Genomic DNA, 13,767 nt, shown 5'->3' with positions numbered 1-13,767 from the left:
CACCCCATAAAACCTTGCAATAGCTTAACCGCCATAGCAATAAAACCGCCAAACGATAAGCTTAAGGCTAATATTAATTAAATATTAACTTAACAATTTATTAATATCTTTATACGCTAACCAAACCTTCAGAATTCCTTCAGAATTGAAACTTACCTTCGCTGGTTAATATACAAAGCGGGGCAGCTAAGTCAAATACTTTGAATTCAACCTTAAAATGAGCTTTAAACAACAAACCAATAAATTACTGAATAACAGATTCGGCCCCGTTTTTTTAGTTGCCCTGCTGTTATGCGGCATCTCGTTACTTACCCGGCTAAGCTTACTTATCTATAGTGCATCATCTGTTGATTGGTCGGTGCTTAACCTGCTTAAAATTTTTGTTATCGGCTTGTTTTACGATCTGGCTGCAGCATCATTTGCGGTAATACCCATTGTAATTTATTTATGGCTGCTGCCCTCTAAATGGTATGGGCGTAAATTTAGCCGGGTATTGTTGTTTATTTATTTCTTTTTTGTTGTTTTCAGCCTGATTTTTAATGCCATATCGGAATGGTTTTTTTGGGAAGAATTTTCGGTACGTTATAACTTTATAGCGGTCGATTATTTGGTGTACACTACCGAAGTAATCGGGAACATCCGCCAATCGTACCCTATTAACAGCATAATGGTAGCTTTAGTGCTGGTAACGGCCGCAGTTGTTTACCTGTTAAGGCGTTACATTACACAATCAACCCATATAAAAAGCAGCTTTGGTAAAAGGACAAAAATTGCAGTGATGCTATTACTCTTACCGGTTTTTACCTATTTCTGCGTTAGCCATAAACTAAAGTATTTGAGCAAAAACCAGTATGTAAACGAGCTTTCGGGTAATGGCATGTACGATTTCGGTTTTGCTTTTTGGAATAACCAGCTCGATTACAATACTTTTTACAAAACGCTACCCATTAAAAGTGCCGAATCTATATTGGGCCATTTACTTCAGCAGGATAGCAGCCGGACCTTTAAAAATACTTCGAGAACGATTACCAATGCCGGTACCGAAAATAAAATGAATGTGGTACTGATTAGTGTAGAAAGTTTAAGCGCCGAGTTTTTAGGCACTTTTGGCAATACACAGCACATTACTCCCCAGCTCGATTCGCTGGCCAAAGAAGGTTTGCTCTTTAACAATTTATATGCCTCGGGTACGCGCACGGTACGCGGTTTGGAAGCCCTTTCGCTTTGCATCCCTCCTACGCCTGGCCAATCGATTGTTAAACGCCCCGATAATAAAAACCTGTTTACTTTGGGCAGCATATTCCGCAATAAAGGTTATAACAGCCGCTTTATTTATGGCGGTTATGGCTATTTCGATAACATGAACGAGTTTTTCTCTAACAATGGTTATGAGGTAACGGACAGAAGCGCGCTACAGGATTCGGAAATACATTACTCCAATATATGGGGTGTGGCCGATGAAGACCTGTTTACCCTATCGTTACGCGAGCTGGATAAAGACTATAAAAACAACAAGCCGTTTTTTGCACAGATTATGACGGTTTCGAACCACCGCCCTTACACTTACCCTGAAGGCAGGATTGATATTCCATCGCACACGGGTAGAGAAGGTGCCGTAAAATATACCGATTATGCAATCGGGAAATTTATTAGGGAGGCAAAACAAAAACCCTGGTTTTCGAACACCCTTTTTGTTATTGTAGCCGACCATTGTGCCTCCAGTGCGGGTAAGGTAGAATTACCGGTTGATAAATACCACATTCCAATGATTTTCTATAGTCCGGGGCACATTACACCGGGTAAATTTGAAAAACTGACGGCCCAGATCGACATTGGCCCTACTATTTTGGGTTATCTGAATTTTAGTTACGACAGTAAATTTTTCGGTCAGGATGCATTTAAAATGAAAGAGGGCGATGAGCGGGCATTTATCAGTACCTACCAAAGCCTGGGTTACATTAAAAACAATAAACTGGTAATCCTCGATCCGAATAAAAAAGTGGCTACTTATCAACCCGATTTTACTACCGGAAGTGCCACAAGCCTGCCAGCCGATCAGAAACTGATTAACGAAGCGATATCGAATTATCAAATGGCCTCGTACCTGTATCAAAAGGGATTATACGGTTCCGTACCTAAAAACAAATAAACGGCATGAGCATTAATATTGGATTGCTGATATGGAAAGAGATGAAGGCGAAATCCATCAGCAGAGAAGAACTTGCCGAGGCAGCCAGCATTAGTAAACACCGGGTAGGCACTTTACTTAAATCGACCTCAATTGATACTGAAATATTAAAGCGGATTTCGCTAAAACTTAAGCTTAATTTTTTCGAATTTTACCGCAAAGATGAAGACCTGGCCAAATTTGAAATGGATACCCTAATGCAAAACCAGCAGGAACTGAATGAGTTTAAGGCATTGATTAAAGAAAAAAACAGGTTGCTCGAGCTTTGTGATGAAACCATTAAAAGCCAGAAAAAGGTGATTGCCACTTTAGAAAACCTGCGAAAACTGTAAACATTAAGCTTTTATTTGCTTAATTCCAGTTGATTGTCCCACTCTTTGCGTATCTCGGGGTGTTTTAACAATTCTTCTTCACTTAAATCCGTTTCAAGCTCACTTAATTTAAAATCAATGGTATCGGTAATTACACTACTGATATTTAATAAATGGTCTATTTCTGGATCGATCAGGTATTCTAATAGTTCGAACACAGCACAACCGGCATTCAGGGCGTAAGTACCCAATGGATCGGTAAATTCTTCGGTATCAGGTAAAACTTCTTCCAGGCTGCTTAAAAGTTGATTAACTTTTTCTGCGTCAGCTTTATTTCCCATTGAATCTTTAATATAATGGATGCATTCTTTTAATACTTCAGAATTTCCCCAGTTAAATTCCCTATGAAAATCGACGTAATCAATTAAAAGTCTTTCACAGATATTTAAACCAAAGCCAATTAACCTGTTTTTAGGTAAAACCGTTAATTGTTTGCTCAAAAGATCGTAAAACTGGGCAGCATCCATTAATTATATTATTTTGTATCAAATCATGACCATCAAGTAGTTAAGAACATTAAGAAAAATACTTCTTAATATTCAAATACATCAACGTGCCAGGCCGCAAAGATATACGTTATTTCTACAGACACAATTTTATTGCAATTAAACGTTTTGCCTATACTTTGATTCTCTTACATTTGTTTACCTATGCAGTTACCTCCGCATCATTTATTACAGGATTTGGTTAAACATTATTTAATTATAGACCAAAAAATCGGTAAACAACAATCTTACCGGATGTTTTCTGATGGAAATCCAGGTATTGTTTTTCATTTAAAAGATCCTTTTTTGAAATGGAATGAGGAGAATTCGACAGCTGCTCCCCAAGTGCAGAGTTTTGTTTATGGTCAACTGAGCCATTATAATACCATCGTTAGCCATGCCGATTTAAAAATGATTGTCGTGGTTTTACAACCTTATGCCTTATTTACCCATTTAGGCATCGCAGCTTACGAATTAAATGATGATACTGTGCCTTTAAGTATTTTTTTTGGACAGGCAGCGCGTGATGCTGAAGAACAAATTGTGGCGGCCTTATCAACAACTGAAGCCATTGCCATTATTGAACGGCTTTTAATCAAGCGGCTAATTGCATCAAGATACCTCACTACGGATTTTAAGCTGGCTATGCGCAGTATATATGAATACCATGGACTGATTAGCATTGATGATTTACTCCAAACACTCCCCATCACCGAACGACAGCTGGAACGTAAATTCCGTGAACATATAGGTACCTCGCCTAAAAAATTTACAGATACCATTAAACTGCAGCACTTTCTTAAATTACTTCAAAAACAGCCCAATAAGGATAAAATAGCTGATTTGATTTATATTTCGGGTTATTACGATCATGCCCACCTTAACCGCAGCTTTAAAAAAATGACCGGTTTTACCCCCATCCACTATAAACAGGCCCAGCATGTACTGGCCATAAACCTGATGCAGGTATAAGCAAACAGATTGTCGGTTTTATACAAATTTTTCCTGATGGCACTGATTAGTTTTGATCAGTTAAAAAACCAACAATGAAAAATTTTAAAATAGCTACCGTTCAGTTCGAAAACAAGAGTGGCGACAAGGCATATAACCTTTCGATAATTAAACAATTAAGTATGGAAGCAGCAAAGAAGGGCGCACAGGCAATTGCCTTCCACGAATGTGCGATAACGGGTTATACTTTTGCCAGGCACCTTAATAAACCGCAGATGCTAGAACTGGCAGAATTTATACCTGAAAGTAAGAGCATAACCACGCTGATCGAAATTGCCAAAGAATTTAACATTGCTATCCTTGCCGGATTATTCGAAAAAGATGAAAACGACAACCTCTTTAAAGCCTATGTTTGTGTTGACGGAAATGGCCTGATTGCCAAACACCGAAAACTACACCCTTTTATAAACCCACATCTTTTACCTGGTGAAGCTTTTACGGTATTCGATTTATATGGCTGGAAGTGCGGCATTTTGATTTGCTATGACAACAACATCATAGAAAATGTACGGGCAACCACGCTTTTAGGCGCTCAGATTATTTTTATGCCCCATGTTACCATGTGTACCCCCTCTACCCGCCCCGGAGCAGGCTTTGTGGATGCCAGACTATGGGAGCATAAAGAAGCAAATGCTGAACTTTTACGCACCGAATTCGATGGACTTAAGGGCCGCCAATGGCTGATGAAATGGCTTCCTGCACGGGCTTATGATAATGGAATATATGCGGTTTTCTCCAATCCGGTTGGTATGGATGATGATCAGCTCAAAAACGGATGTTCGATGATTGTGGACCCTTTTGGAGATATAATGACCGAATGCAGGTCTTTAGGTAATGAATTTGCAATAGCTGAATTAAGTGCCGATAAACTTACAGCTTCCGGAGGATACCGGTATATCCAAGCCAGAAAACCTGATCTTTACAAAAAGATACTTGGTAAACCGCATGAAAGCAATCAACAGGTTGCCTGGCTTAAAAAGAAAGATCGCTGATCGGTAAAATAAAATACGAATGGATCATCAAGTTAAATCCGATTTGGATCCGCCATGTTGAGCTTGTGGATGAATACTATCGTATGTTGACGTTCAATAATTTAAACCATATAAGCTTAAATGGAGCTTATATCCATTATATGGATAACTTTATCCAGGCTTACTCATATTTAAAGCCTCAACCGGATTGGCTCTTGCTGCTTTATAGGCTTGAAAACCAACAGTTAAAAATGCAACCATTGCTGTTCCCACTATCGAGATGATTATAATCGAAAATGATATGCTTATTCTAAATTCAAAACCAGCAAGCCATTTACTCATTAGATAATAAGCTAAAGGCGCACCAACAAATGCCGCGACAAATACCATTTTCAGAAAAGAAACCGAGAGCAGCTTTATGATATTGCTCACTGAGGCGCCCAATACACGGCGCACACCAAATTCCTTCGTGCGCTGTTCCGCACTGTAAGCCACCAGGCCATAAAGCCCCATACATGAAATAAATATCGCTATGCTCCCAAAGAGGTTGGCCAGTATACCTAAAATTTTCTCAGAATGCAGTTTTTGAGCGTACAGATTGTCTACAAACTTAATGTCGACCGGATAAGCTGGATTTAGCCTCTTTGCCACTGCTGAGATCAGTGCCACGTTCCGGCTCAGACTGTTGGATGGATTCAGACGCATGTTGATATTATTGCTATTGAACCTGTTGAAATTGATGACCATTGGTTTTCCAGCCTGATAAGGCGAATCCCAAATAAAATCTTTAAACACCCCAATTACCTTCAAATCTTTGCCATTCAATTTTACTTTAGTGCCCAGTGGACTTTGAAGATTCATCACTTTTACAGCTGAGCTACTCAGCAAAACTCCTGCTGTATCAGAAGCAAAGTCTTTAGAAAAATCACGTCCCGCAACTAACTCCACTCCGCTTGTCTTCACAAAATCGTAAGTTGTTTCCAAACGGTTAAAAACAATATCCTGTCCTCCTGGAGCCCTATTGGGCCATTCGAAACCCGCGAACCAGTTACTCACACTGGAAAAGCTGCCCGCAGCCTGGTTTACAGCGGTGACAGCACCTGTTTTCAAGACCTCCGATTTAAATACCTCAAATTTGTGGGAGAGCTCTCCCTCCTGCGGCATTTCTGCGAGTAAATTTGCCTGATAACCAATCGGCCTGTTCTGAATGAAGCTAATCTGTTTGTAGATCACAAGCGTAGCGATAACTAGCATAATGGCAAAGCAAAACTGCCCCACAACCAATACCTGTCTTAAATTAACAGGGATTGCGTTTGCCCTAGCGGTCCTTCTTTTTAAATTTTGAATTGGTTTAAAAGCAGACAGGAACAAGGCAGGATATAATCCTGATAATAATCCGGTTGCCAATACCACTCCAAAAATAACCAACCAATACCAAATATTGATATAGTTTATTGTGATTTCTGTACCCAGCAAATTGTTGAACACGGGCAAAGTAAGTTCGACAACAGTTATAGCCAGCAAAACACTTCCCATTGTCAGTACCATAGCTTCGGTAAAAAATTGCATGATTAATGAAGTCCTTGTAGCACCAATAGTTTTCTTGATGCCAACTTCCTTGGCCCTGCGCTCGGATTTCGCAGTCGCCATATTCATAAAATTGATGCAAGCGATTAACAGAATGCCAAAAGCCAGACATACAAACAGGTAAATTCTTTCAATGTCACCACCAGCGCTTTTTCCGTTAACAAAATTGTTGTAGAGATGTGTTTTGGCGAATGGAAATATGAAATTCTCCGCCTTAGTATCTGAACTTCTCTCATTAAATATGCTTTTGATCTTGTTGTTGATTAAATCGACTTTTGATGGGTCATTCACCTTTACCATCACTAACCAGCTGAAGCTGCCCCAATCCCAGTTTTTGGCATTTTCATTGATCTGCTGGTAAAAAGACCAGGGCAGGACGCAATCGAACTTAATGGAAGTATTGCCAGGAAAGTCTTTGATTACACCAGTGATGGTCAAGTCACTTTGATTTCTGTATTTGATGCTTTTGTTGAGCACATTGATCCCCCCATATAACAACTTTGCGGTCTGTTCTGTTATTACGATAGAATTGGGAAGATTAAGCGCAGTAGCAGGATTACCTGCTATAAATTCGTAATTGTAGATTTTTAGTATTTCAGGATCCGCAAATATTTCAACCCGTTTGAAGCTTGTTCTTCCATTGGCAAGGAGCGCCTCGCGGCCTCCGCCGATTCTTGATACCGCATCAACTTCCGGGATTCGTTTTCTGATCTCACCGTCGATGCCATTGCCTGGTGCGCGACCAGTGCTAGTAATTTTTCCTGATGCATCCTGGAAATTGATCATCACCTGATAAACCTTGTCGACATCTTTGAATCCTCTGTCAAAATTCCATTCATAGTTCACGTACAATAGCAGTAAAAGGCAGGAAGCCAAGCCTATTGCCAGACCAATAATATTAATCACCGATGAAGTCTTATTTCTCCAAAGGTTTCGCAAAGCTATTTTTAAATTGAGCCTGAACATGATATTGCAGATTTATCAGTTAAACAAATATAACTAAGCCAACCACAACCAAGTACGTGCCAAGAGAAGAAAATGCATTATACATTTAATGAAGCATATATTTAGATTTATTTATCTATAAAATCGTTCATTATCGAACAACTATTGTACGCCAGCGAACAGTTTAACATTGCACCTTCGCATCTTAAACAATAATTTTTTTTTACAACATTTGAGCTTTTAAAATTTTATAGTTCCATTTTTTCAAACAGATGATCACCGAAAAGAAGTATTTTATTATTTTATGACGGAACACTTGAAACAAAAAAGCCCCACATTTCTGTGAGGCTTTCTGTGATCCCGCTGGGATTCGAACCCAGGACCACTACATTAAAAGTGTAATGCTCTACCAGCTGAGCTACGGAATCATTTATCCCCTTGCGGGGCTGCAAAGATAGAAATTAAATTCATTCGTGCAAAGGATAAATCCAAAATATTTAATAGAAAATTAACGTTAACTAAATAAAATGAAGTTAAATATTTAGGAATCATTACGTTAAACGTGAACAAAAAAAATCGTTATTATCATTTTTTTAGCTACTTTGATCATAAATTAATAAACCCTTAAAAGGAATATGTTTTTAATTGTCCCAAAAATCACTTTTCTATCTGCTCTTATCCCACTTTCCACTGAAGAAACAGCTAAAAAGCGAAATCATCAGCCCTATACGCTGCCATAATTTTTATAAGCCTTATACCAGAAAAATAAATTAACATTCCTCTTGGTTGTAAGGATAATTGTTGACTTTTTTATTTTCATTATTATTTTCACTTTTACATATACATTCGCTTTTCCCTAATGAATATTGAAAATATTTATGGTGAAGATAAATGGGCTGCATTTGGTGGTTTTTCGCCACTTATTACGGTCTTTAAGTCTTACCACCCGCTCAGTCCTGAAATTGAAGACATTATTAACCGTTACACATTTCCTGTCCGTTTTGCTAAAAACAAACACATTGCTTCGCCATTAAAACACAACCGTTATATTTTCCTCATTTTAGAAGGGGCCGTACATGGCTACCTAAAAATGGGAAATAAAAAAATTACCACCTGGATTGCTGCAGAAAATGAACTGGCAGGAACAATCAGAAATTTATGGGAGAATGAAATCTCAGACGAGTACATCGAAACCATCGATCCGGTATTTGCAATTGCCATTCCGCACGTAATGTCTAAACTGCTTTACGAAAATTTCCCTATAGCAAACTACGTAGGTAGGAAGATGACCGAAATTTATTTTCAGGGCGCAACTGAAAGGGCGTACATCTGCAGGCTTCCTACCGCATTAAAACGCTATCAAAGGTTCTTGATTTCTTATCCTCACCTGATTAACCGTGTACCATTAAAGTATGTGGCTTCATTTATAGGCATGCGACTTGAAACACTGAGCAGAATCAGGAAACAAGCCATAATTGAAACCGAAAAATAATATTTTTAATATTGATGTATATAACGTTTGCTCAGCAGAGATTTTATTTTGATCAAGCAAAATCCGTCTCTTAAATCATTATCCGGGAGACGGATTCTTTTCTTTAAATCTTATTATAAACCCCAACCATACCTGATACGGGTTAATCCCGATTGATTGGTGGTAGTTAAGGTAATATTTGTTCCGCTTCCGCCACGGTTCTGAATACTGTAACTGTCGTTATCTCTAAGCCCTGGCCAGTACACGCTGGCAACTTTATCGTTTCTAAATACATTGGTAGAACCAACTATATAGGCAATCTCATTATCGCTACCAACCGAACCGGTATAATTTTTACCTGTAGTCATGGCTGCACCATATTCCGTAACCACAGTACGGCTTGCATAACTTCCAAAACGGCTTCGCCAGTCGGCTTCCCAGGCCGATTGTGTTCTGGTAGCCCAAAATGCATAATTATGCAGGGATAAGAGGCAACTCGAAAAGCGGCTGTCTGCCCCAACAGCGGTTACATTTTCCGAATAGCCGGTACCACCCAAAAGAATCCGGCCTTTGCTTACATTGGGGTAACGGGAAAGCCATTCGGCATAAATAGTGGTTAACTGAGCTAAGGTATAACCATAGGGCTCATTCATAGGTTCGAAATATACATTAGCATTACTTCCGTATTTGTTAACTACGGTTTGCCACATGGCCCAAAACTGAGTGGTATCATCAATAGTACCATTATGAGAAGATGCACTCTCCCAACAAGCCAAAATCACTTTCATATTCTTGCTTAGTGCACGATCTATTGCACCAGTATATGCACCCCACCATGCTTCTGCTACGCTAGGCGGATTAATTGGTAATCTTACGGTATTTACACCCGGCATATTATTTTGAAAACCTGTCAATATCGCATTGGCCTTTGCCGATACTGTGGTATAATTATCACCAGCGGTTAAGCCTGAGGGGATTACCCAGCCATCAACAAAATTGTCGCGGCCATCGGCCCAATTTACACCTGCAATACCCGCAGCACCAACCGATTCTACATTTGCCTTTTGAGCATCTATAACTTCTGTTTTTCCGATATCAGGCGGAGTTTCTGTAATTAATTCTTTCTTTTCACAGCCCATTAAGCACGCGCTTAACATCACGGCCATCATTGCGATTGACGTTTTAATTTTCATAGGTAATGATTTAATATTTGGTTAGTGAGGCGTTAACCAGAAGAAAATCGAAATGTTTTTTATTTTTTTAGTTCATTTAAAATAGGTTTAGCTAAGCTGCTTAATGTATGCTGCGTAGGTTTAAGCAGTTCGAAAACTACAATTTCATTCTTTCCCTTTTCAAGCCACTCTGCAGGTAAATAAATGGTTTGTTGTGGTCCAATAGCCCAATATTTACCCAAATTATGTCCATTAACCCATACCAGTCCTTTTCCCCACTGGCGCATATCTAAATACGTGTCGGCAACTTTTGTTAAATTAAAGGAAGCCGATTTAAGTACCGCCGCAGACTGGCTATTTACTTTAGGCTGTATTTTTTGGTTATCTATTTTATCAAATGGCAGGGGGTACATTTTCCACGACTTAATCTCTTCACCATTAAAAGTTACATTTTTGGTAATCCCTTTGTTATTTTTAAGCAGGTAAGGCCCAAAATTAATCCGACCCATGTTTTCTACTAAAATATCCAATTGCACATTGCCAGCAGGAAGATCAAGCACTAAACTATCCTGATAAAGGCGTCTGTCTAAAACACCTGCAAGTTTTTTATTGATATACACTAAGCCGTAATCACGCAGCTCGTTGATTTTAATTACGCCTTTACGTCCACCTTTTATTGTGCTGCTGTATAATACAAAACCATAAGGCTGGTTAAGGGCTTCGAAGGTTAATGGATTTTCATTTAATTGCGGTTTCCCAATAAGGTTAAAGATGTCTGTTGATTTGTTAAAGGTGATTACAGGCAATGCTGCAGCCGGCTTGGCGGCAGGTACAGCAGGAAGTGTTTGGTTTGCGGGTAAATTCTTTTTAATCGCTTCGCGGAAAAGCTTAAACTTTGGCGTGGCGTTCCCTGCCTCATCTAAAGGGGCATCATAATCATAACTACTAATCTGCGGTTCGTAAGCGGTAGAATCGTTATAGTTTGCCCCATTCATAAAACCTCTGGTTGTACCGCCGTGAAACATATACATGTTAATAGAAATCCCTCCTTTAAGTACGGTATCTAGTTTATTGGCATACACTTTTGGATCTACCTGATGGTGTTTTGTACCCCACCAATCGAACCAGGCCGGGTACCATTCTGGCACAAAATAAGGTCCGGTACCATTGTTATATTTCTTGATCAGCGTTCTAATCTGGGCGGGGTTATCGATACCATTTACACCTGGAAGCAAACCCGCCAAATGACCACCTTCTAATGCAGGAACAGGATCGCAGGTAGAAAGCACGCCATCAAAACCGGCATCTTTAAAGAGCTGGGTATTGATCTTCAGGTATTCTTTGTCATTCCCATAAGATCCATATTCGTTTTCTACCTGTACCATTAAGATGTTGCCACCATGGTTAACCTGCAATGGTGCTAAACGTTTACCAATCTCGGTAAGGTATTCTTTGTATTCTTTTAAATATTGTGCTTCTTTACTCCTTACCTGCAAACCTTTGATGTTCTGTAACCAAAATGGATAACCGCCAAACTCCCATTCGGCACATACATAAGGACTGGGACGAAGCAATACCCATAATCCTTCTTCTTTTGCGATACGTACAAATTCTGCAATATCATTATTGCCAGAAAAATCAAACTGGTCTTTCTGTGGTTCGTGTACATTCCAAAATACGTAAGTACCAATGGTATTTAAACCCATTGCTTTAGCCATTTTCATTCTATCGCGCCATGCTTCTCTCGGTATCCGGGGGTAATGCATTTCGCCTGAGATGATTTGGAAAGGCTTATTATCGAGCAAAAAAACAGAATCAGCAAGTTTGAAAGTATGCGGAGACTGCGCGTAACCCTTAAAGCTCGTTAAACAAGTAATCAGGATTACGAAGGGCATTAAATTTTTAATAATAGGCTTCATTGTGTGTTATCGTTAAGGTAAAGTTTAAGACATGGCATAGCCATATCGATCTAAATACAGTCTTTGGGCGTTAAAATCAAATGGAAATGTAATATTGAGTGCGTTACAAATTAATCACTGAGCACAGTGGTAACCGATTTAGCCGGAATGCGGATTTTTTTAGTGTTTGTATATTGTTTATAAGGCGCCAAACTATATTCAGCAGAAGTAACATAGGTTTGAACCGAATTTTGCAGCCGTCCTTTAACTTCCACATCAAGATCCACATCAGTATCAGTAGTGTTAACGGCTACGGTTACCATCTTTTTATTCTGCAAGTAGGATGATACATAAACCGGGGCAGCTTTTTCGTTTAACATTTTAACCTGAAGGCGTTTACTTCCCTCTTTTATAAAACGGCTGTAATTGCCTAAAGCCCATAACATTTTGCTCTCGTACACTTGCCCGTCGGTTTTATTTTGATCGATATAAACCAGACCATCCTTGTAATCGCCGGTTGATACCGCCAGCCACCATTGCCATGATGTAGCATTTGACAAAACAAGATCATGGTGGATCAACTTTGCAATAAACAAAGCGGTTACCATGCCCAGGTCACGTTTCTCGCCCTTAAGCACATCATCACCAAGCACACAATATTCAGACATCCAATACCTTAAACCTTTTATCCGGGCTACTGCTTCTGCTGTTTTTATACGGGTATTAATAAATTTTTGTTCAGGACTTGTGGTAAAATAACTATGAGCAGAAATTGATTGATCTATATTGGAAAGGTTGCCTACATAATTAGGAGATGAAGCATTAAAGAACTGATATACCTGATTTCCCTTTGTGGTATTTCCATTATCATATAAATAATCGAGTTGCCCTGCCTCTCCTATCTGTATTTTGGTTTTGATCTTATTTTTAGCAAATGCATCATTTACACCTTTATAAAGCTGGGCCAATTCGGTATTGTTATAAGGACAGCCTTCCTGATTGTGCTCATTCCATTTCCACTGTGGCTCATTTGCAGGACTGAGGTAATCCAGTTCTATGCCAGTTGTTTTTTTTATTCCATTAATTGTAGCTACCAGATCGGCAGAAAATTCGGGAAGTTTATTAAAATTCAGGTTGCAGTTACCATCGGTAGAGTATGCTTTTCCGTTTTTGGTGAAAAGTACATTTGGACTATTTACAAAGCCGATAAACTGTTTTACGCCACGGGTTTTAGCAGCTTTTAAAAACCAGGTTTGTCCTGGCATTGCGTTCCAGTCATAACGACCATCTGGCTGCAGAAAAGCGTACTGACGACGCCATTCGTCGCCAATATCGCTTGCCTTACCTTGGGCGGCACTGCCACCACCAATGCTGAAACGCCACATATTAAGGCCAATACCCAGGGGCTGACCCGTTTTTGTAGTTTGGGTACTAAAAAGTAAATCAGCCATCTTATCCTTTTTCGCTGCAGGCCATAATCCGGCAAACTGACAAGTCCATGCATCAGAAGCACCAAAGCCTTCCATGGTCTGGAATGTGATGGACGGATCGATTTCAATTTTTACAACTTCTTGTGCAAAAGCAGTTCCGCCATAAAAAAACATGGCCAGGCAGACAAACAAACGATCAAGATGTTGATATGGCTTCATTATGTACAATTTAATTTCT

At 39.4% G+C, this 13,767-nt stretch carries 10 protein-coding genes and 1 tRNA gene; 5 read left to right on the top strand and 6 right to left on the bottom strand.

Features of this window, described 5'->3' with window-relative positions:
- The first annotated feature begins 217 nt into the window (after nucleotides 1-217).
- The gene (locus tag H9L23_RS07015; RefSeq protein ID WP_187594290.1) at nucleotides 218-2,149 is read left to right on the top strand and encodes an LTA synthase family protein; all 1,932 of its coding nucleotides are present in this window, start codon (nucleotides 218-220) and stop codon (nucleotides 2,147-2,149) included.
- Between the two features lie 5 nt (nucleotides 2,150-2,154).
- On the top strand, nucleotides 2,155-2,520 hold the full coding sequence (locus tag H9L23_RS07010; RefSeq protein WP_187594289.1) for a helix-turn-helix domain-containing protein: 366 nt from the start codon (nucleotides 2,155-2,157) through the stop codon (nucleotides 2,518-2,520).
- Nucleotides 2,521-2,531: 11 nt separating this feature from the next.
- Here H9L23_RS07010 and H9L23_RS07005 read toward each other — a convergent pair whose 3' ends face one another.
- Entirely contained in the window at nucleotides 2,532-3,026 is a 495-nt protein-coding gene (locus H9L23_RS07005; RefSeq protein ID WP_187594288.1) for a DUF416 family protein, read from the bottom strand.
- Nucleotides 3,027-3,209: 183 nt separating this feature from the next.
- On the opposite strand from H9L23_RS07005, the gene H9L23_RS07000 reads away from it, so the two are divergent.
- Both H9L23_RS07000 and H9L23_RS06995 read left to right on the top strand, forming a co-directional pair.
- A complete protein-coding gene (locus tag H9L23_RS07000; RefSeq protein ID WP_187594287.1) occupies nucleotides 3,210-4,016 on the top strand; it encodes a helix-turn-helix domain-containing protein in 807 nt (268 codons plus the stop codon).
- Nucleotides 4,017-4,090: 74 nt separating this feature from the next.
- Entirely contained in the window at nucleotides 4,091-5,047 is a 957-nt protein-coding gene (locus H9L23_RS06995; protein ID WP_187594286.1) for a nitrilase family protein, read from the top strand.
- Nucleotides 5,048-5,197: 150 nt separating this feature from the next.
- On the opposite strand, the gene H9L23_RS06990 is transcribed toward H9L23_RS06995, so the two are convergent.
- Together H9L23_RS06990 and H9L23_RS06985 are read right to left on the bottom strand one after the other, a co-directional pair.
- Nucleotides 5,198-7,579: an ABC transporter permease gene (locus H9L23_RS06990; protein WP_187594285.1), complete on the bottom strand. Its 2,382-nt coding sequence runs from the start codon at nucleotides 7,577-7,579 to the stop codon at nucleotides 5,198-5,200.
- Nucleotides 7,580-7,913: 334 nt separating this feature from the next.
- Nucleotides 7,914-7,986 (bottom strand) — tRNA-Lys (locus tag H9L23_RS06985).
- 431 nt (nucleotides 7,987-8,417) lie between these two features.
- Between H9L23_RS06985 and H9L23_RS06980 the strand changes: the two genes are divergently transcribed.
- On the top strand, nucleotides 8,418-9,050 hold the full coding sequence (locus H9L23_RS06980) for a Crp/Fnr family transcriptional regulator (protein WP_187594284.1): 633 nt from the start codon (nucleotides 8,418-8,420) through the stop codon (nucleotides 9,048-9,050).
- 113 nt (nucleotides 9,051-9,163) lie between these two features.
- Here H9L23_RS06980 and H9L23_RS06975 read toward each other — a convergent pair whose 3' ends face one another.
- From H9L23_RS06975 to H9L23_RS06965, 3 genes are all read right to left on the bottom strand, one after another.
- Nucleotides 9,164-10,222, bottom strand: a complete 1,059-nt coding sequence (locus tag H9L23_RS06975) for a cellulase family glycosylhydrolase (RefSeq protein WP_223191049.1) — start codon at nucleotides 10,220-10,222, stop codon at nucleotides 9,164-9,166.
- A 59-nt stretch (nucleotides 10,223-10,281) separates the two neighbouring features.
- Complete coding sequence (locus H9L23_RS06970; RefSeq protein WP_246474876.1) at nucleotides 10,282-12,120, bottom strand: glycoside hydrolase family 35 protein; 1,839 nt, start codon at nucleotides 12,118-12,120, stop codon at nucleotides 10,282-10,284.
- Between the two features lie 110 nt (nucleotides 12,121-12,230).
- On the bottom strand, nucleotides 12,231-13,748 hold the full coding sequence (locus H9L23_RS06965; protein WP_187594283.1) for a glycoside hydrolase: 1,518 nt from the start codon (nucleotides 13,746-13,748) through the stop codon (nucleotides 12,231-12,233).
- Nucleotides 13,749-13,767 lie beyond the last annotated feature (19 nt).

Source organism: Pedobacter roseus (assembly GCF_014395225.1).
GTDB lineage: Bacteria > Bacteroidota > Bacteroidia > Sphingobacteriales > Sphingobacteriaceae > Pedobacter > Pedobacter roseus.
The sequence above is the reverse complement of the archived record's forward strand: the minus strand, read 5'-3'. Positions and strand labels throughout refer to the sequence as shown.

Coding starts and splice junctions, on each gene's coding strand:
- H9L23_RS07015 (WP_187594290.1), top strand. CDS start 218: ATGAGCTTTAAACAACAAACCAATAAATTACTGAATAACAGATTCGGC.
- H9L23_RS07010 (WP_187594289.1), top strand. CDS start 2,155: ATGAGCATTAATATTGGATTGCTGATATGGAAAGAGATGAAGGCGAAA.
- H9L23_RS07005 (WP_187594288.1), bottom strand. CDS start 3,026: ATGGATGCTGCCCAGTTTTACGATCTTTTGAGCAAACAATTAACGGTT.
- H9L23_RS07000 (WP_187594287.1), top strand. CDS start 3,210: ATGCAGTTACCTCCGCATCATTTATTACAGGATTTGGTTAAACATTAT.
- H9L23_RS06995 (WP_187594286.1), top strand. CDS start 4,091: ATGAAAAATTTTAAAATAGCTACCGTTCAGTTCGAAAACAAGAGTGGC.
- H9L23_RS06990 (WP_187594285.1), bottom strand. CDS start 7,579: ATGTTCAGGCTCAATTTAAAAATAGCTTTGCGAAACCTTTGGAGAAAT.
- H9L23_RS06980 (WP_187594284.1), top strand. CDS start 8,418: ATGAATATTGAAAATATTTATGGTGAAGATAAATGGGCTGCATTTGGT.
- H9L23_RS06975 (WP_223191049.1), bottom strand. CDS start 10,222: ATGAAAATTAAAACGTCAATCGCAATGATGGCCGTGATGTTAAGCGCG.
- H9L23_RS06970 (WP_246474876.1), bottom strand. CDS start 12,120: ATGAAGCCTATTATTAAAAATTTAATGCCCTTCGTAATCCTGATTACT.
- H9L23_RS06965 (WP_187594283.1), bottom strand. CDS start 13,748: ATGAAGCCATATCAACATCTTGATCGTTTGTTTGTCTGCCTGGCCATG.